We start from the raw sequence: 19259 nt of genomic DNA, 5'->3' as shown, positions 1-19259 counted from the left end.
GTTGGTCGCTGAAAGCTGGGTTCCTGTGGGCGGGCCGGGCGGGTGGGATTGGCGGGGACGCCGTGAACCCGTCCATGGGGGCTTAGCCGCGGCATCCATGCCGCAGATACCCCGCCAACCCCACCCGCCCGGCCCCAGACAGATTCCGGTAGCCGAACCACCACGGGAAGATCAAGAGAAAAAGGCAGAAGCAAAGGCAACAGCAACGGCGGTTGGCTGGCGGGCTCGGCTTTGCGAGCGAAGCGACCCGCTTTTGCTCTTGTTTGTGATTTTCCGTGGTGGATCAGCTGCAGAGATCTGTCCAAGGCCGGGTGGGTAGGCGGGGCGGGGGTGTCCGCGGCATGGATGCCGCGGCCAAGCCCCCATGGACGGGTTTACGGCGTCCCCCGACCCGCCTACCCACCCGGCCAACCGCCAGAAACCCAGCTTTCAGCGACCAACCCAACCCCACCACGGAGGGGCTCCGCCGTTCGCCGATCCCCGCCGAAGGCGCCGCCTCCCGCGCTGCAACATGCTCACGCGCAAACCTGCGCGATCATGGACACTCCGCCCCCCGCCAGGACCGTCCCATGCAGCAGTACCTGCTTCTGATCTATATCGAGCCTGCCCTGCTGCAGGCCCTGCCCATCGAAGAATTCAACGCGCTGATGCGCGACTGCCTGGCCCACGCCGACAAGCTGCAGGCCGAAGGCACGCTGCTGGCCGCGCAGAAACTGCAGCCGGTCGACACTGCACAGACCCTGCGCGTGCGTGATGGCAACAGCCGTGTTCTCGATGGCCCGTTCGCCGAAACCCGCGAACTGCTGGCCGGCTTCAACCTGATCGTCGCCCGCGACCGCGACGAAGCCATGCGCATCGCCCGCGACTTCCCATGGGCGCGCTTCGGCAGCATCGAGGTGCGGCCGCTGGAAGACATGGACGCCGAGCGCGAACGCTGCGGCGCCCCGGCTGCCGCTATGGCAGCAGCCGTACTCTGATCTCGCGCGGGCCGACGCCTTCGTTGCCGCTGTAGTCGCGCACGCTGGCGCGCACGATGTACTCGCCCGGCGGCAGCGCCGCCGGCTGCCAGCGCCCGGTTTCCATCAGGCCGTCACGCACGGTGTTGGTGGCCAGGTAACGGAAACGGGTCACCGCGCTGCCATGCACGGTGATGCCGCTGTCGGGGGCGTAGGCCACCCGCACCGCCTCCTTCTGCGGCGGCATGCGGTTGAACACGATGTTCCAGCGCGGCTGCTCGTAACCCTGCAGCGGCTGTCCGCCGGCATCGAGGATCTGGTAGCCCACCTGGTACATGCCCAGGCGACGACGCGGCAGGTTGTTGTCGACCTGGTCCCAGGCCTCGATCACGATCTGCACGCCGCGGCCCTGGCGCGCCACCATCACCACGCCATCGCTGCCGGCGGCCATCGGCTGGTCGTTGTCATCCAGCAGCGCCACATCGGTGATGCGCGGTGCGAAGTGGTCGGCGTAGTTGTGGAAGCCCAGCGCCACGGCATTGGTCTCGAAACCACCGGTACCCACGGCCAGGTGCACGTGCGCCTGGTTGTTGATGCTGCCCAGGCGGTCGCCGACGTGGATGCGCATGCCGCGGCGCACGCGCATCCGCTCCAGCTTGCCCTGCTCGTCATACAACGCCTGCCAGCGCGCATCGTAGGGCTCATCGCGCGGGGTGCGGCCGACCCGCATGTGGATGTACTTGAGGCGGTCCACCGCCAGGCCCTCGGCCTGCTCGCCCAGGTTCCAGGCGGCCACCGGGCTGCTGATCTTGCCCTCGGCAATCGCCAGTACGGTCTGGCCCACGTCACCGCGCACGTCGAAACCGCCATGCAGGTGGTGGCGGCTCTCGCCGGTGAAGTTGCCGCGCACCTCACCCAACGTACCGACCACTTCATGCCAACCGTCCTGCGGTGCCAGCGGCCAGCGACCGCCCGTCTCAGGCAACGCCGCATCGGCAGCCGGGCCGACCAGTGCCGGTGCCGGTAGTTCGCCCACCGGCAGCGGGCGCAGGCGATGCAGACGGTAGCTGGCGGCGTCGGCCACCAGCACGCTGCCATCGGCATCCATCGCCAGCCCGCTGGGGCGGGCCAGGCGCGGCAGGCGACCATTGCCAACCAGCGCGATCTGGTGACCCTGCGGCGTCACCTGCACGATGCGGCCATCAAGATCGCCCACGTACAGCACACCGTCGTGCGTGGTGGCCAGCGACAGCGGCCCATTGATCACGCCACCGGCGGCGACCACGGTGCTCACCGTGCCGTCGGCGCCTACGCGGCGCACCGCGTTGTTGAACAGGTCGGCCACCAGCAGCGCGCCCTGCGCATCGAAGGCCAACGCCACCGGCGTGTCGAAGCGCGCAGCGGCGCCGGTGCCATCGGCCAGGCCCGGCCGATCGCCGCCGGCCAGGGTGCGCACGTTGCCATCGGTACCGATCACCCGGATGCGGTCATTGAAGGTATCGGCCACGTAGACCTGGCCCTGCGCATCCACTGCGATGCCCATCGGCGCATCGAAGCGTGCCTGCGCGGCAGGGCCATCGGCGTGGCCCTGTTCGCCACCGGCCAGCGTGGTCACCTGGCCATCGGTGCCGATGCGGCGGATGGCATGGTTGCCGGTGTCGGCCACATACAGGTTGCCCTGCGCGTCGGCGGCAATGCCCGACGGCGTATTGAAACTGGCCTGCAGTGCCGGGCCATCAACGCGCCCCTCGCCCTGCCCGGCCACCGTTTCAACGCGACCATCGGGCAAGCGGCGGCGGATCCGGTTGTTGTCGCCGGCATCGGTGAAATAAACGCTGCCATCGGCACTGCGCAGCAACGCGTACGGATCGGCGAAACGTGCCTGCGCGGACGCGCCATCGCGGTCACCCGGGTGGCCATCGCCGGCCAGCGGTTCGATCTGCGCGGTCCACGCCAGCGGCGTGGGAACCGGACCCGCCGGTTCAGCCAGCGTATGCAGCGGTGTCTCCCACCAGGTTGCGGCCAATGCCACTACCGTCGCCAATGCTACGCCTGCCGCCATCCATTGCCACCGTGCCATCGTGCTGCGCTGCCTGCCTGCTGTCTGAAGAGGCACCGACAATAGTCGCTGAACGCACGATCCGCCATGGCCAATCGTGCGGTCAAACGCCAGAGTTCCATCCATCGCGCTTGTTCTCGCTGGCTGCAGCGGGTTCAATGCGGTTCCCACGGATGGAAATCCTCCATGCCCCGCATCCTCCCCGTCGCCGCCCTGCTGTTTGCCGCATTGGCCAGCACATCCGCCACTGCTTCGATCACGGTGGTGCCGCAGAAGCCGGCCGTCACCGCCGATGCGATGCACCAGGCCTATGCCACGCGATGGGATGAAGCCATCCAGCAGTCGCGCAGTGGCAACACGCTGGGCGCACTGATCGCAATGGAACGGCTGATGGAAGATCCGATGCTGGATGATTTCGATGCCGAACACCGCGGCCGCGCCGCGCAGGTGGCCGGCTGGACCGCAATGGTGCAGAAGAAGCCGGAGCAGGCCCGACGCTACCTGCAGCGCGCACAGGAAGCACTGCCGGACGACGCGCAGATCCTGCTGACCCTGGTCTCGGTGGAACTGTCCGAGAACCAACCGGCACCTGCCACGAAGCACCTGGTGCAGGCGCTGAAGCATGCCGACGCGCCGTTGCCGGTGGACCACCACGCGATCAACTACCTGCAGTTCCGCCTGCGGGACCAGCCCCAGCAGCGCATGGAACTGCTGCAGGCGCTGTTCGACAACGGCTGGAAGAGCGGCGGCCTGGAACCCACCGGGCTGTGGCTTGCACTGGCCACGCTGCAGGCCGACAACGGCCGTGGCGACAGGATTCCCGCCACGCTGGCGCGCATCACCGGCCCCGCCGAGATCATCCGCCTGCGCAGTGACAAGCGGTTTGATCGCTATGTCGACCGCGCCGATGCCCGCTTCGATCCGGTGCAGGCTGCACAGAAACACCTCGACGAACTGCGGGTCTCCGACCTGCTCGACCGGGCGCTGGACGCACGCATGGCCGAGTTCAGCAGTACGCTGCTGATGCTGGACCGCAACGAGGAAGTGCTGGCACTGACCGATGGCATGGCCGGTGCGGCGGCCGAAGGTGAGTCGCCCTCGGCGGCGGAAGCCGAATGGGTGGCATGGCTGCTCAACAGCCGGCTTACGGCGCTGCGCCGGTTGGGCCGTACCGACGATGCGCTGGCCACAGCCAGGCTGGCCGCACGCATCGGTGCGCTGGGCCCGGATGGTGCCGAGCACCAGTTCAACGTCGGTTTCGTGCTCAGTTCGCTGGGCCGCATGCAGGACGCTGCTGCCGCAGTGAATGACATGCCAGGCCTGGCCGGTTACGGCAAGGCGGCCCAGGCACTGCTGCAGTTCGCTGCCGCCCGCGAACGCGGCGATGCCCAGGCAGTGGAAGCCGCCCGCTCGGTGATCCTTGCCCAGCGCGACGACGCACGCCTGTTCCATCGCGAGATGCTGCTGGACGAAGGCAACCTGGACGGCGCAGCCGCAGTGCTGATCGAACAGCTGCGCTCCCCCACCGACCGTGGCGAGACGCTGGCCTCCCTGCAGGACATGCACACCTACCCCTCGCTGCCCGGTGACGTGAAGATCGATGCGGCCTGGCGTGCGCTGAAGCAGCGCGCCGACGTGCAGGCCGAGGTGGCACGCGTCGGCCGCATTGAGCGCTACGACCTGGTCAGCGCTTCCACTTCGCGCTGAGCCGATTTTCTGTGGCGCCGAGCGTGGGCTCGGCACTACACCTTCCGCCTAGCGGGCTGGCACCTCGGTACGGATGCCCATCGCTTCGCGGTAGCGTGCATACAGGGCCATCACCTTGTCCACATAGGCCAGGGTTTCGGCGTAGGGCGGCACGCCCTTGTAGCGGGTGACTGCACCGATGCCCGCGTTGTAGGCGGCCGCCGCCAACGGCCGATCGCCGTTGTAGCGGCGCAGCAGCGCGCGCATGTAGCGCGCGCCGCCCTCGATCGACTGCTGCGGCGAAAACGGATCGCGCACGCCATATTCCTGTGCGGTCTCCGGCATCAACTGCATCACGCCCTGTGCGCCCTTGGTCGAGACCGCCAGCGCATCGAAGTTGCTTTCGGCATGGGCAATCGCGCGCAGCCATGCGTCATCGACACCCGTGGCCTTGGCCGCGGCCTTGAACTGCTTGGCGTGCTGCGCCAACTGCGGCTTGCCGACCTTGCCCAGGCCTTCGTGGGCAGGTTCGCCCGGCGGCGTGGCCACTGTGAACTTCAGGAACACCCGCGAGCCGGGCAGGTTGCGGGTGGAGTAGACCAGCACGCCATCCTGCTCGCGCTCGTACAGCACGCCGCTGAACACGCCCATGTTGCCCCACAGGTTCGGGGTCTGGATGGCGTTGTCGTCGATTTCCTTCGGGGTGCAGCGTGAACCGGGTTCCGGCGCGGTGGCCAGGCTGACGGTGTTGCCCTGCACGCAGCGGTAGACGGTGCGCGCGGCGGCCAGCCCGGGCCACAGGCTGGGCAGCAGCAACAGCGCAAGCAGGAGAGGGTGACGGGGCATGGCGGCCGGATCATCCGGCCGCGCCCGCTAATGTTGGGTGAATGGGGGCCGGCAGGGCTGCGCCCTGCACCCGCGCGGGCACCGGCGCCGGCGCCGGCGCCGGCGGCGGTAGAGTCGACTGTCAGTCGACTATCGCGCGCAGCGCGGGGTTTTCCGGAAGCCCACGGGAGAGCAGTCGACTAACAGTCGACTCTACCGACGTTCCCGATTTCCGGCATTGCCGCCCCCCGCATCCCCGGTCATTTCGCGGTCCTCCGACGCACCCAGTACCCCACGCCCAGCAGCACGAACCACACCGGGCTGGCGATCAACGCTTGGCGGGTGTCGGCCTGCAGGCTCAGCAGCACCAGCACGGCGGCGAAGAACACCAGGCAGGCCCAGCACATGGCAACACCGCCGGGCATCTTGAAGATCGATGCGGCATGGCGCTCCGGATAGCGGCGGCGATAGGCCATGTAGGCCACCAGGATCAGCGACCAGACGAAGATGAACAGCACCGTCGCCAGCGTCGTCACCAGGGTGAAGGCGGTCACCAGGTTCGGAATCAGGTAGATCAGCAGCGTGCCACCGAGCAGGCACAGGCACGAGAACAGCAGGCCGCGGGCGGGCACGGCGGCGCGTGACAACTTCGACAACCCGCGCGGGGCGTGGCCCTCTTCGGCCAGGCCGTACAGCATGCGGCTGGTGGAGAAGATGCCGCTGTTGGCCGAGGACGTGGCCGAGGTCAGCACCACGAAATTGATCAGGCTGGCGGCGGCAGGGATGCCGGCGAGCACGAACAGCTGCACGAACGGGCTCTTGTCCGGCACCACCTGGCGCCACGGGGTGACGGCCATGATCGCGATCAGCGCCAGCACGTAGAAGATGATGATGCGCACCGGGATCGAGTTGATCGCCTTGGGCAGGTTGCGCTCGGGGTCGGCGGTTTCGGCGGCGGTGGTGCCGACCAGCTCGATGCCGACAAAGGCGAACACCGCAATCTGGAAGCCGGCGAAGAAACCGACCAGGCCCATCGGGAACATGCCGCCGTCGTTCCACAGGTTCGACAGCGACGCGGTGTGGCCGCTGGGCGAGGTGAAGCCCCACGCCACCAGGCCGGCGCCGGTGATGATCAGCGCGCAGATCGCCACGATCTTGATCAGCGCGAACCAGAATTCCATTTCGCCGAACAGCTTCACCGTCACCAGGTTCAGCGACAGCAGCAGCATCACGCACGCCAGCGCCGGCTTCCAGGCGTCAAGCCCGGGGAACCAGAACTGCGCGTAGGCGGCAATGGCGATCACATCGGCGATGGCGGTGACGATCCAGCAGAACCAGTACGTCCATCCACAGAAGAAGCCGGCCCAGGGGCCGAGCAGGTCGGTGGAGAAATCGATGAAGGATTTGTACTGCAGGTTGGAAAGCAGCAGCTCGCCCATCGCGCGCATCACGAAGAACAGCATCGCGCCGATGATCAGGTAGACGAAGACGATGGATGGGCCGGCCAGGCTGATGGTCTTGCCTGAGCCCATGAACAGGCCGGTGCCGATGGCACCACCGATGGCGATCAGTTGCAGGTGGCGGTTGGACAGGCTGCGGCGCAGGTGCTCGGGGGGCGTTGCGGGCTCGGTCATGGGCGCGGGCAAAAGGGCGGGCGAAGCGTTCGACGGTAGTCCTCCGCAGGCCGGAGCGCCAGCGTCGAATGGGCCAATCCCGTCAAACTTGGCCGCTTTCATCACAATGTGACCGAATACCGGATTCATCCCATTCCGCCCGGCCCGGCGCCATGCTCAGATAGCCGCACCTGCCCAAGGATCGGCCCGACCATGCGCCCTGCCCTGCCCGCCCCGCTGGAGCCCCGGCCATGAGCCGGCTGCGCGTGATCATCGGCGGCACCGCACTGGCGCTGCTGGCCGCAGCCGTGCCGATCGCGGTGATGGCCTATGCCACCTGGGACCGTGCGGTCAGTGTCGAGCAGCAGCGCCTGCGCGACATCGCCGGCCGCACCCTGCGCCGCGCCGACCAGTCCTACCTGGAAGCGCTGGCCGCGTTGAAGTCCGCCGAGGCCGGCGCCTACGATCCGTGCGGGCCGGACCACATCCGGCGCATGCAGACGCTGGTGATGACCTCGCCGTCGGTCGACCAGATGGGCTACTTCGAGGGTGGCAAGCTGCGCTGCACGTCGTGGGGCCCGTTCCTGTCGGACGTCAACCAGCCCAGGTCCGACCACGTCACCAGTGATGGCGCCGGCATCGCCGTGGATGTGCGCCCCGAGGCAAGCGGACGGCGCCAGGTCCTGTCGATCCTGTATGGCAACTACGACGTGCTGGTCGATCCGCGCCGCTTCGTCGATGTCATCGCCGACCCGAACGTGCGCCTTGCCCTGGCCAGTCCGGACGGCCGCCTCCTGGCCAGGCAGGACGGCATGGATCCGGCATTGCTGGAAACCCTACTGCGCGCGCCCGGTGAGGGCCTGGACCACAACACCCTGTACGCCACCGCGCGCAACGAAGAGTGGCTGGCGATCGCAACCACGCCGCGTACCGCGCTTGCCGCGACCTTCCGCCAGCAGGCCTGGCTGTTCGTGCCGATCGGCGTTCTGCTGGCCGCCATCGGTGCCGGCCTGGTGATCTGGCTGTCGCGTCGCCGCCTGTCCCTGCGCGGCGAGCTGGCCACGGCGATCCGCCGCCGCGAGCTGTACCTGCACTATCAACCCATCATCGAACTGGATACCGGCATCTGCGTCGGCGCCGAGGCGCTTGTACGCTGGCAGCGCCCGGATGGCACCCAGGTGCGGCCGGACCTGTTCATTCCGCTGGCCGAAGAGGCCGGCATGATCGCCGCAGTCACCGATCTGGTGATCGAGAACGTGGTGCGCGACATGCGCGAACTGCTGGTGGCCGACCGCAGCGCGCACATTGCGATCAACCTGGCCGCCGAAGACATCAGCAGCGGCCGTGCGCTGAAGATGATCTCCAAGCACATGGCCGGCAGCGGCATCCTGCCGCAGCAGATCTGGATGGAAGCCACCGAGCGCGGCTTCCTCGATCTGGACCGCGCCCGCACGATGCTGGCACAGGCACGTCGGGCCGGGCACAGCGTGGCCATTGATGATTTCGGCGTCGGCTTCTCCAGCCTGCAGTACCTGGAGCAGCTGCCACTGGATGCGCTGAAGATCGACAAGTCGTTCATCGATGCGATCGGCACCGAGAGCGCGACCAGCCCGGTGACGCCGCACATCATCGACATGGCCAAGGAGCTGGGCCTGTGGGTGGTGGCCGAGGGCGTGGAAACCGAGGCACAGCTGGCGTACCTGCATACCCGGAAGGTCGAGTTCGCGCAGGGCTGGCTGTTCTCGCGGCCGCTGCCACGGGATGAGTTCGTGGCGTTCCACCACAAGCGGCAGCAGCGCTATGGCGCGGCGCGGGAGCACATGCAGAATCCGCGCAGCGTGCCGATCGAGCGTGAGGGGGGGGAGTAGGACGGCGAACGGCGGAGCCCCTCGTGGCGGGTCGCGTATTGCTATCCCAGGGTTGGCCGGGACGGTCGGGTTCGCGGGGGACGCCGTAAACCCGTCCGTGGGGGCTTGGCCGCGGCATCCATGCCGCGGACACCCCCGCGAACCCGACCGTCCCGGCCTCTGACAGGTTCCGGCGGCGTCCCGCCACGGAATCAACGGAAGAAGGCAAAAGCAAAGGCAAACGCGGGTCGCTGCGCTCGGTGGATCCACGCCATGCGTGGATGGCGTGGACCGCGGTAGTGCCGGCCGCTGGCCGGCACCGCGCCATCACTGATCGTCGCCTACACCCAGGCCTTCGGCCGTGCCAGCAGCCACGCCACGCTCACCGCCAGCAGCAGCAACGGCAGCCATCCCAACTGGTTCGGGCCGCCCGCCTGCAGCAGCACACCCCCTGCAACGCCTCCGGCGGCGATGGCGAGGTTCCAGCCGGTCACCAGCATCGACTGCGCCAGATCCGCGGCGGCACCCGCACGCCGTGCCAATGCGGTCTGGAACAACGTAGGCACCGCACCGAAGGCCACGCCCCACAGGATCGTCGCCAGCAGCAGCGCGGTCGCGTCGCCCGGCCACAGCAGCAGCGCCAGCACCGGCACGATGAAGCCGATCACCGCCGCCCACACCAGCGTGCGCAGATGACGGTCCACGCCCCAGCCCGCAATGCCGATGCCGGCGATGGCGGCCACGCCAAAGGCCAGCAGCAGGCGGTCCAGCCACGGGCCGGCGCCGGCCTCCACCGCCAGCGGTTCGATGTAGGTGTAGAGCACGTTGTGCGCCAGCACGTACAGCACCATCACCAGCAGTGCACTGCGCACGCCCGGCATGCGCCACACCGTGCCCAGCGGTATGCGCCGGCCAGCACCGGCGGCGGGCAAGGCCGGCAGTGCCCAACGCGCATACGCCAGCAGCCCCACGCCCAGCACGCTCATCAGCGCGAACGCCCAACGCCAGCCGATCTGCTGGCCCAGCAAGGTGCCCGCCGGTACGCCCAGTGACAGCGCCAACGGCGATCCGACCATCGCCACCGCGATTGCCCTGCCCTGCAGCGACGGCACCACCATGCGCGCGGCGTAACCGGCCACCAGCGACCACAGCAGGCCACCACTCACGCCGGCCAGGAAACGCGCGGCCAGGATCAGCGGATAGCTGCTGCTCAGTGCGGTCAGCGTGTTGACCAGCACGAAGCCGGCAATCGCAGCGAGCAGCAAGGGGCGTCGCGGCAGGCGCTGGGTCAGTGCGGTCATCGGCAAGGCGGCCATCACCGAGCCCAGTGCGTACACGCTGACCAGCTGGCCGACCGCCGCATCACTCACACCGAGGCTGTCGCCCATCGGCCGCAGTACACCGGCCGGCAGGGTCTCGGTCAGCAGCGTGATGAAGCCGCCACCGGCCAACGCCAGCAGGCCGGCCCATGGCAGGCGCGTGGCTTCACCGGCGGGGCTGGCTGCATCGATGGCATGGCCGCTCATCGCACGGTCCCCATATCGGCATACACCGCATCGCGCAGTTGATCGACGAAGGCACCGTCCATGCCTTCGTAAAGGGTGTTGGTCAGCGCCACCACGCTCAGCCCGCGCACAGGATCGACAAACCAGCTGTGCCCGTAGGCACCGCCCCAGCGCCATGTACCTGCGTTCTGCGGCGTACCGCTTGCGGCCGCATCGCGCAGCACCGCAAAGCCCAGGCCGAAGCCCCAGCCGGCCGGTTCCGGCGGTCCCTGCTCGCCGACCTGCGGGCTGGCCATCTCCGCTGCCAGTGCGGACGGCAGGAGGCCTGAACGCTGCACATCACGCAAGGCTTCCAGCACCGCCATCACGTCATCGGCGGTACCGACCAGGCCGGCCCCGGCCGAGGGGAAACGGCTGGCATCGGTGGCGCGCGCGAGGCTGTATTCGATGCCGACCGTACCCTCGAACGGAGCGACCACCTCGCCTTCCTGCAGGCGATGCGGCTGCGGCGCGTCGCTTACATAGGGGGTGGCCAAGCGTGCCGCGTTGCGCGCAGCAAAGGCGGTGTCGCGCAGGCCCAGCGGTGCGGCCAGCAAGCGCTCGTACAGTGCCTGCAGCGTTTCACCCGTCGCTGCTTCGGCAACGGCACCGGCAACGTCCACGCCCAGCGAGTAGAGCCATTGGCTGCCCGGCGCGAACAGCAGTGGCGCCTGCGCGATGCGGCGCACGTTGTCGGCCAGGGAGAGCGGGTTCGCGTCCAGGCCATCGCTGACCCCAGCGCGCGCATACGGGCCGTCGGCATCGGCTTCGAGGAAGCGATAGCCCAACCCGCTACTGTGGCTGAGCAGTTGGCGCAGGCTGATCGGCGGCGTGCTGCCGTCGGCCAGTGCCGGGCGGAAGTCCGGCAGCCAGCGCTGCACCGGCATATCGAGGTCGAGCACGCCCTCTGCTACCAGGCGCAGGATCACCGTGGTCAGCAGCGGCTTGCTGACCGATGCCAGCCGGAACAACTGGTCGCGCTGCATCGGCGTGGCCGTCTCGCGATCGGCCAGCCCGGTCGCGCTGGCGTGGCGCAGCACACCGTGCTCGCGCACCAGCACCACCGCACCGACCAGGCGCTGCGGGTGCACCTGCTGCAGCAGCCGCTGCACCGATGGCAGTGTCGGCGTGGTTTCAAGGGAAGGAGCGGCATTCATCGCGGGAATCCGTGGGGAGTGGCCCGCCACGTTAGGCAGCACGGCGCAGCGCAAAAAGCCGGTTGCCGCTCCGGGCATCATGGACCGTGCAGTCCGCAATCGGCATCATGGCCGGAACTGCATGGCCGCAACGGTCCCCATGCCACCCCGCACCACAGTGTTGCGATGGCGGAGCCGTCCACTACGGCCGCGCCGACCTACCCTGCCGCTTTCATTGCCCACACGCCCATGTCAGTCCTGGACAACCTCGCCAACCTGCAGACCTTCGTGCACGCAGCCGATACCCGCAGCTTCGTCGAGACCGGGCGTCTGCAGGGCATCGCGGCCTCGGCCGCCGGCAAATGCGTTGCGCGGCTGGAACAAGCATTGGGCGTGCGCCTGTTCCACCGCAGCACGCGCAGCATCACCCTCACCGCCGAGGGCCAGCTGTTCCTGGCGCGTTGCCGGCGCATCCTCGACGAGCGCGATGCCGCACGCACCGAGCTGGCACAACCGCACGCCACGCCTCGCGGCACGCTGCGCATCGGCCTGCCGTTGGTGGGCGACCTGACCCTGCCGCTGATGGCCGAGTTCATGGCGGCCTATCCCGATATCCGCCTCGACCTCGATTTCAGCGATCGGCTGGTCGACGTCATCGAGGAAGGTTTCGATGCCGTACTGCGCGTCGGCGAGCCCAGCGACTCACGCATGAACGCACGACGCCTGGGTGTGTTTCCACGCCGCATCGTCGCCTCACCCGCCTACCTGCAGCGGCGCGGCACGCCGCGCACACCGGCCGATCTGATGCAGCACACGCTGCTGCACTATCGCTTCCCCAGTACCGGCAAGCTGGAACTGTGGCCGATCCACTGGCCCGACCAGGAAACACCGCAGGAGCTGCCGGTGCACATGGTGGCCAACACCATCGAAGCGCGGGTAGCGCTGGCACTGCGCGATATCGGCCTGGCGTTCGTGCCCGTGCACTCGGTGCGCGATGCACTGGCCGACGGCCGCCTGGTCACCGTTCTGGACGAGCACGTGCACTCCTGCGGCATCTTCCACCTGCTGTGGCCCTCCGGCCGCCACGTGCTTCCGAAGCTGCGGGTGTTCATCGACTTCGTCAGCGCGCGCCTGGAAACCGTGCCGTAGGCGATCGATCCACCCCATGCCCGGCCCACAGTAGATCCACGCCATGCGTGGATGCCTTTATAGAGTCGCGCCATCAAACCATTCAGCCAGCCCCGCTATACTGGCCCCTCATTCCTCCCAGAGGCTCGCGACCAATGCGCCATTGATGCCGCCGTCTTCCCACCAGACGGCCTGACTCTTCCCGCCCCTGCGCGCAGGGGAGAACCCGGCATCCATGGAGGTCGCATGACCCCGCATTCCCTCACGCTCGATCGCGTATCGTATCGATTGGCCGACGGCCGCCCGCTGTTCTCCGATCTGACGTTTTCCTTCGAACCGGTCGCCACCGGCCTGGTCGGTGCCAATGGCGCCGGCAAGAGCGTGCTCGCACGCCTGCTGGCCGGACGGTTGCTGCCCGACACTGGCCAGGTGCGCGGCACCGGCCGCGTGTTCCTGTTGCCGACGCCCGGCTATCCACCCGCCGGCACGGTCGGTGAACTGGCCGGCGTCGGCGCGGAACTGGCCGCACTGCAACGCATCGAAGCCGGCAGCGTGGACGAGGCCGACTTCGCCTGCGTCGGCGACCGCTGGGATCTGCGCGAACGTCTGCAGCAGCAATGGCAGGCGCTTCGGCTGCCCGACGATCTCGATCCCGCCCAGCCGGCCGCGCGCCTCAGTGGTGGCCAGGCCATGCAGGTCGCGCTGTCCGGTGCCTGGGCCAGCGGTGCCGATTGGCTGATCCTGGACGAACCCAGCAACCACCTCGATGCACGCCATCGCCAACAGCTGTACGAACGGTTGCAGCAGTGGCGCGGTGGCCTGCTGGTGATCAGTCATGATCGCGAGCTGCTGGCGCACATGCAGCAGATCGTCGAGCTCGATGGGCGCGGGCTGCATCGTTACGGCGGACCGTGGCAGCACTATGCCGATGCGCGCGCCGCCGAGCGCGAAGCTGCCGCCGCCCAGCTCGACCATGCGCGCGCCCAGCACCGCCAGCAGCAACGCAGCGCGCGCGAACAGCACGAACGGCAACAACAACGCCAGGCGCGTGGCAACCGCGATGCGAAGCAGGCCAACCAGGCCCCGATCCTGCTCGGCCGGCAGAAGCAGCGCGCCGAGGCCAGCCACGGCCGCGCACAACAGGTGCAGGCCGAACGCCTGCAGGCCAGCGCAGAGCATCTGCGCGCAGCGGCATCGGCGGTGCACGCGGCGCCGGAACTGGCACTGTTCGCCGGTGCGGGTGACCGGGGCAGCATGCGCCTGCTACAGGCCGAGGCGCTGGTGCTGCCACATGGCTGCAGTGCACCGTTGCAGCTGGAGATCCGCCGCGGCCAGCGCATCGCCGTGGTCGGTGACAACGGCAGCGGCAAATCGACCCTGCTGCGTGTGCTGGCCGGCCAGCTGCCTGCACGCAGTGGCACCGTGCAACGGCATGCGCCACTGGCCCTGCTCGACCAGCAGCTGCTGGGGTTGTCCGGCGAGCGCAGCATCCTCGACACCGTGCAGGCCGCCAACCCGGGCGCGGACCCAGGCGAGCTGCGCACGCGGCTGGCCCTGCTCGGGCTGGATGCACAGCGCATCCAGCGGGCAGCCCGCAGCCTCAGCGATGGCGAACGCGTGAAAGGTGCGCTGGCCAGCGTGCTGTACGCCGATCCCGCGCCCCAGCTGTTGCTGTTGGACGAACCCGGCAATGCGCTGGATCTGAGCGCATTGCAGGCGTTGGAGGAACTGCTTGCGGCGTGGCCGGGCGCGCTGGTGATGGTCAGCCACGACCGGCACCTGCTGCAGGCATTGCGACCGACGCAGGTGTTGCAGGTCACCGCCAACCACTGGCAATGGCGCGACAGTCTGTAGAGTCAAGCCATGCTCGACTCCGCCATGCATCCATCCACGCATGACGTATCGACCAGGGGGTAGTGCCGGCCGCTGGCCGGCAACCCATGGATCCTTAATGCACCGTCAACGCTTCCACACCGGGAACGCCTGCGGCAACTGCTGCCACAGCAATGGCCCCGCACGCAGCTCCTGGTCGTTGAGCAGGCACGCATCCAGCTCCGCACGCACCGCGCGCTCATCCATGTGCACGCCAATCACCACCAGTTCCTGGCGGCGATCCCCCCACAACGGGTGCCAAAGCCGCTGCATCGCCGTGTGCGCTGCCTCATCCGGGAATTCTTCAGGCCCCGGGAGCGGCGCGCTCCAGCAATCGGCCTGCTGCCGCGCCCATCCGAGGTCGCTGTAAGGCAGCGGTGTCGGCGGCAACAACGGCGCGGTGTCTTCCAGCCCGGCCCGCACGCGGTCACGTGCGGCGTACCAGAAGCCCGCCGCCTGCGTGCGCGTCGCCGCGCCCACGGTGTTCAGCTCACCCACCCAGTCCATGCGGTTGGCCAGCCAGAACCAGCCTTTGCTGCGGATCACGCCGGGCATGCCGGACTGCAGCGCGCGGGCGAAGCGCGCCGGGTGGAACGGACGTCGCGAGCGGTAGACGAAGCTGCCGATGCCGTACTCCTCGGTTTCCGGTGTGTGCTCGCCCCGCAGTTCCTTCACCCAGCCCGGCGCACGTTGCGCACGCTCCATGTCGAAGCGACCGGTATCCAGCAGCTCGGCCAGCGGCACATCGCCGAAGCTGGACAGCAGCAGCTTCGCGTCGCGGTTCAGGCCACGCAACACGGCCAGCGTGCCCTGCAACGCTTCGTCATCCACCTGGTCCACCTTGCTGACCACGATCACGTCGGCGAACTCGACCTGCTCGCATAGCAGGTCAACCACACCTCGATCATCCTCCGGGCCGGCCTGCTGGCCGCGCTCGGCCAGTCGCGACGTCGAGCCGAAGTCGGCAAGGAACGCGCTGCCGTCGACCACCGTCACCATCGTGTCCAGCCGCGCGATATCACTCAGGCTGAAGCCATGTTCGTCGCGCACCGCGAAGGTGGCCGCCACCGGCATCGGCTCGCCGATGCCCGTCGATTCGATCAGCAGATAGTCATAGCGACCCGCATCGGCCAGGCGCCGCACTTCCTGCAGCAGATCATCGCGCAGCGTGCAGCAGATGCAGCCGTTGCTGAATTCCACCAGCGTCTCTTCAGTGCGGCGCAGCTCGGCGCCACCCTCGCGCACCAGCTGCGCATCGATGTTGACCTCGCTCATGTCGTTGACGATGACCGCCACGCGCAGGCCTTCGCGGTTGCGCAGGATCTGGTTGAGCAGGGTGGTCTTGCCGGCCCCGAGGAAGCCGGACAGCACGGTGACCGGAAGGCGACGGTCGGCGCGGGAAGCAGTGTTCATGTCGGAGCGGGTTGGCTGCGGAACGGAAATGTTACTGTATAACAATTGTTGCGCAAGGAACCTCCCGCGATGAAGTCGCCTTCTGCCGCCCTGCTTGATGCCGGCGCGGTCGCCCTGTCCAGCCTGTGCCTGCTGCACTGCCTAGCGCTGCCCCTGCTGGCCGCCGCGCTCCCCCTGTTCGGCACCTGGGCCGAAGCGGAATGGGTGCATCTGCTGTTCGTGGCCATCGCCCTGCCGCTGACCGGCTACGCGCTGTGGCGGGCCGAGCGCCGTCACCCGCTGCCGGTGCTGGCCTGGGCCACCGCCGGCGCCGGTCTGGGCCTGTTGCTGGCCGGCGCGCTGGCGCTGCCCTCGCATGACTGGGAAACGCCGATGACCGTCACCGGCAGCCTGCTGCTGGCCGCCACGCACATCTGGAACGCACGGCACCGGCACGGGGGTAGAGTCGACTGTTAGTCGACTGCTCTTCGCTCGGGCTGCATAGAACCCCGCGCTTCGCGCGATAGTCGACTAACAGTCGACTCTACCGCCCCCCGGCCTATTTGCCGTAGCGGCGCAGCAGCTCCACCAGCACCGCGGCCTCGTCCGCCCGCTGCTGCGGGTCGTCGGCACCCACCACGTGTTCCTGCAGGTGCTCGTGCAGCAGCTCCATCAACAGGCTGTGGGCGGCACCGCGCACGGCGGCGACCTGCACCAGCACGTCCGCACAGTCGCCGGCTTTACCCTCGGGCTGGTCCAGCGCCTGCTCCAACGCCGCCACCTGGCCCGCGATGCGGCGCACCCGGGTCAGCAGCTGCTTTCGATTCTTGTGCACATGCGCCATGGCGGGATCATATACCCTATGGGGGTATCCACTCCAGCTCCCGCCACCATGCACTTGGACGCCCTCGCCGCCGCCCGTCGCCACGAACACCGCTTCGACGACGGCAACCCGCTGGCCGAACGCAATACCCGCCGCGCCCTGTGGCTGACCGTCGGCATGATGCTGGTGGAGATCGTCGGCGGCTGGTGGTTCAACTCCATGGCCGTGCTCGCCGACGGCTGGCACATGAGTTCGCACGCGCTGGCGCTGGGCCTGGCGGTGTTCGCCTACCGCTGCGCGCGCCGCTACGCGCACGACCCGCGCTTCGCCTTCGGCACCTGGAAGATCGAGATCCTGGCCGGCTACACCAGCGCCATCGCCCTGCTCGGCGTCGCCGCGCTGATGGCCGTGCAGTCACTGCAGCGGCTGTGGGTACCGGCGCCGATCCACTACAACGAAGCCATCGCCATCGCTGCGGTAGGCCTGGGCGTGAACCTGCTCTGCGCATGGTGGCTGCACGACAGCCCGGGCCACGCGCATCACCACCACGGGCATGACCATGGCCATCATCACGGGCATGACCACCAACACCACGATCACGGCCATGCGCACGGTCACGACCTCAATCTGCGCTCGGCCTACGTGCACGTGCTGGCCGACGCCGCCACCTCGGTGCTGGCCATCGTCGCCCTGCTCGGGGGCAAGCTGCTGGGCCTGACCTGGCTGGACCCGGTGATGGGCCTGGTCGGCGCCGTGCTGGTCACGGTGTGGGCTGTAGGCCTGCTACGCGACAGCGGCCGCATCCTGCTCGACGCGCAGATGGACGCACCGGTGGTGGCCGAAGTTCGCGAAGTGATCGAACAGGGCCCCTGGCCGGCGCGCCTGGCCGACCTGCACGTCTGGCAGGTCGGTCGCGGCAAGTACGCGGTCAGCGCCAGCGTGGTTACCAGCGACGCCCGCCTGGATGCGGATACCGTGCGCAACGCACTGGCGATCCATGAGGAGCTGGTGCACGTGACGGTGGAGATTCACCGCATCGTGTGATCCATACCGGGTAGTGCCGGCCGCTGGCCGGCAACCTCATGAGCTTCGGACCCAAACTGCAGTTGCCGGCCAGCGGCCGGCACTACCCTAGAGCTTCAACATCATCCGCAGCAGGTACATCAGCAGCGGCAGCGCACTCAGCACCGCACCACCGATGCCGATCCACGGCCAGCGCTCGCCGCGCACGCGCGAGGCCACCGCCAGACCGCAGCCCATCAGTGCCGCGCCCAGCACGCCCACACCCAGCCCTGCGGCCATGCCATTACCGCCTGCGGCCACCGCCGCCTGCGCAGCCAGGCTGCCTGCCCCCCAGCCCACCACGATCCCCAGCCAACTGGCCATGCCGCACCACGGTGCCTTGCCCTTCGCCATCCGAAAACCCCTGTGTCCTTGCCGAATTTCTGTACGGACCACGCCCGTGTGCTGCCTACACTAGCCGCACCTGCCCCATCGGGACATCCCATGCGCACGCTCCGCCTGCTGCTGCCCGGTGCCCTCCTGCTGCTCACCGCCTGCAGTGGCGATGCCGGGCTTCCTTTCAGCGCCGATCCGTTGCAGGGCTGCTTCGCCACCGGCGCGCGCAAACCGGCCGACTTCCGCATCGACAAGGAAGGCGGCCAGTACTTCGTCTCCTTCAGCCGCGGCGACCAGTGGCAACGCGAGCCGAATGCCCTGCACAAGGCCACCCGCAGCGAGATCAGCCGCTACTTCCGCGATGACGCCGAGCAGATCGACAGCGCGTTGATCCGCATGGCCGGCGGCTTCGGCATCTTCCACTTCAACAAGGACGCGACGTTGAAGGGCAAGGCCAGTGATAGTGACTACATGGCGCTGATGCTGATCGGGGCTGGGCCGGTGTATGCAGTGAGGTGCCCGTAAGACGCAATGATTCTGATGGCGGCTCAGGGCACTATGGGTGCATCCTGTCTCCTTTGAGGAGCGATGCCAATGCTGCTGTTTCTGCTGCTTGCGGTAAGCGCACCGAAGACCCAGGGTGCCTATGACGAAGTCCGGCAGCTGCCCGATGGCCAGACCCTGATCATGCGCACCCTGGACTGGGATCTCGGTGATGGTCGCCACGAGCGCGTTATCGTGCACTGGCTGCTGCAGGAAGACGGCAGCCTGCGCTACGACTTTGATCGGCAGCCACCGGAAACCCAGGACGTCCACCGTCGATCGTGCGCGCTGCAGGGCATGCAGCCCTCACGTGGCGTCGGCATGCTCTCGGGGGAAGGAACCACGCACGGCTTCAGCTGCACCAGCCGGCGGTAGCGCCGAGCCCACGCTCGGCTCCTTCCGTCTACATCCACGCATGGCGTGGATCTACTGCAGCA

At 68.3% G+C, this 19259-nt stretch carries 17 protein-coding genes; 9 read left to right on the top strand and 8 right to left on the bottom strand.

What is annotated here, in order from left to right; genetic code table 11:
* The first annotated feature begins 569 nt into the window (after positions 1-569).
* Positions 570-977, top strand: a complete 408-nt coding sequence (locus AC5P5X_RS18850; protein WP_111189825.1) for a YciI family protein — start codon at positions 570-572, stop codon at positions 975-977.
* On the opposite strand, the gene AC5P5X_RS18845 is transcribed toward AC5P5X_RS18850, so the two are convergent.
* Entirely contained in the window at positions 955-3036 is a 2082-nt protein-coding gene (locus AC5P5X_RS18845) for an NHL repeat-containing protein (RefSeq protein ID WP_111189823.1), read from the bottom strand. The genes AC5P5X_RS18850 and AC5P5X_RS18845 overlap by 23 nt on opposite strands.
* Positions 3037-3201: 165 nt before the next feature.
* Between AC5P5X_RS18845 and AC5P5X_RS18840 the strand changes: the two genes are divergently transcribed.
* Positions 3202-4722, top strand: coding sequence for a tetratricopeptide repeat protein (locus AC5P5X_RS18840; protein WP_111189821.1), 1521 nt, complete (start codon positions 3202-3204; stop codon positions 4720-4722).
* Between the two features lie 48 nt (positions 4723-4770).
* Here the strand turns inward: AC5P5X_RS18840 and AC5P5X_RS18835 are convergent, their stop codons facing one another.
* Positions 4771-5547: a lytic transglycosylase domain-containing protein gene (locus AC5P5X_RS18835; RefSeq protein ID WP_111189820.1), complete on the bottom strand. Its 777-nt coding sequence runs from the start codon at positions 5545-5547 to the stop codon at positions 4771-4773.
* Between the two features lie 239 nt (positions 5548-5786).
* A complete protein-coding gene (cycA, locus tag AC5P5X_RS18830; protein WP_005412098.1) occupies positions 5787-7160 on the bottom strand; it encodes a D-serine/D-alanine/glycine transporter in 1374 nt (457 codons plus the stop codon).
* A gap of 230 nt (positions 7161-7390) precedes the next feature.
* Here cycA and AC5P5X_RS18825 point away from each other — a divergent pair, with 230 nt between their 5' ends.
* On the top strand, positions 7391-9007 hold the full coding sequence (locus AC5P5X_RS18825) for an EAL domain-containing protein (protein WP_165711226.1): 1617 nt from the start codon (positions 7391-7393) through the stop codon (positions 9005-9007).
* A 320-nt stretch (positions 9008-9327) separates the two neighbouring features.
* Here AC5P5X_RS18825 and AC5P5X_RS18820 read toward each other — a convergent pair whose 3' ends face one another.
* Positions 9328-10512 (bottom strand): MFS transporter, encoded by a 1185-nt coding sequence (locus tag AC5P5X_RS18820; protein ID WP_099561784.1) that lies wholly within the window; start codon positions 10510-10512, stop codon positions 9328-9330.
* Positions 10509-11687 carry a serine hydrolase domain-containing protein gene (locus AC5P5X_RS18815; protein ID WP_111189819.1) on the bottom strand — a complete coding sequence of 393 codons (1179 nt, stop codon included), beginning with the start codon at positions 11685-11687 and terminating at the stop codon, positions 10509-10511. Before AC5P5X_RS18815 ends, AC5P5X_RS18820 begins: the two co-directional genes overlap by 4 nt.
* A 228-nt stretch (positions 11688-11915) precedes the next feature.
* On the opposite strand from AC5P5X_RS18815, the gene AC5P5X_RS18810 reads away from it, so the two are divergent.
* Both AC5P5X_RS18810 and AC5P5X_RS18805 read left to right on the top strand, forming a co-directional pair.
* Positions 11916-12815: a LysR family transcriptional regulator gene (locus AC5P5X_RS18810; protein ID WP_495216034.1), complete on the top strand. Its 900-nt coding sequence runs from the start codon at positions 11916-11918 to the stop codon at positions 12813-12815.
* Positions 12816-13040: 225 nt separating this feature from the next.
* Positions 13041-14648, top strand: a complete 1608-nt coding sequence (locus AC5P5X_RS18805; protein ID WP_111189818.1) for an ATP-binding cassette domain-containing protein — start codon at positions 13041-13043, stop codon at positions 14646-14648.
* Between the two features lie 105 nt (positions 14649-14753).
* Here the strand turns inward: AC5P5X_RS18805 and AC5P5X_RS18800 are convergent, their stop codons facing one another.
* The gene (locus tag AC5P5X_RS18800) at positions 14754-16079 is read right to left on the bottom strand and encodes a GTP-binding protein (protein WP_111189817.1); all 1326 of its coding nucleotides are present in this window, start codon (positions 16077-16079) and stop codon (positions 14754-14756) included.
* A 69-nt stretch (positions 16080-16148) separates the two neighbouring features.
* On the opposite strand from AC5P5X_RS18800, the gene AC5P5X_RS18795 reads away from it, so the two are divergent.
* Positions 16149-16535, top strand: a complete 387-nt coding sequence (locus AC5P5X_RS18795; RefSeq protein ID WP_049453406.1) for a MerC domain-containing protein — start codon at positions 16149-16151, stop codon at positions 16533-16535.
* Between the two features lie 82 nt (positions 16536-16617).
* On the opposite strand, the gene AC5P5X_RS18790 is transcribed toward AC5P5X_RS18795, so the two are convergent.
* Positions 16618-16902, bottom strand: a complete 285-nt coding sequence (locus tag AC5P5X_RS18790; protein WP_005407873.1) for a metal-sensing transcriptional repressor — start codon at positions 16900-16902, stop codon at positions 16618-16620.
* A gap of 48 nt (positions 16903-16950) precedes the next feature.
* On the opposite strand from AC5P5X_RS18790, the gene dmeF reads away from it, so the two are divergent.
* Positions 16951-17925, top strand: a complete 975-nt coding sequence (dmeF, locus tag AC5P5X_RS18785) for a CDF family Co(II)/Ni(II) efflux transporter DmeF (protein WP_111189816.1) — start codon at positions 16951-16953, stop codon at positions 17923-17925.
* A gap of 87 nt (positions 17926-18012) precedes the next feature.
* Here the strand turns inward: dmeF and AC5P5X_RS18780 are convergent, their stop codons facing one another.
* Complete coding sequence (locus tag AC5P5X_RS18780; protein ID WP_111189815.1) at positions 18013-18297, bottom strand: hypothetical protein; 285 nt, start codon at positions 18295-18297, stop codon at positions 18013-18015.
* Between the two features lie 90 nt (positions 18298-18387).
* On the opposite strand from AC5P5X_RS18780, the gene AC5P5X_RS18775 reads away from it, so the two are divergent.
* Both AC5P5X_RS18775 and AC5P5X_RS18770 read left to right on the top strand, forming a co-directional pair.
* Entirely contained in the window at positions 18388-18804 is a 417-nt protein-coding gene (locus AC5P5X_RS18775; protein ID WP_111189814.1) for a hypothetical protein, read from the top strand.
* A gap of 69 nt (positions 18805-18873) precedes the next feature.
* Positions 18874-19197, top strand: a complete 324-nt coding sequence (locus AC5P5X_RS18770; protein WP_111189813.1) for a hypothetical protein — start codon at positions 18874-18876, stop codon at positions 19195-19197.
* Positions 19198-19259 lie beyond the last annotated feature (62 nt).

It is taken from the genome of Stenotrophomonas sp. YJH_SMC_91, from assembly GCF_059368495.1.
This window is presented reverse-complemented; position numbering and strand designations above follow the sequence as displayed.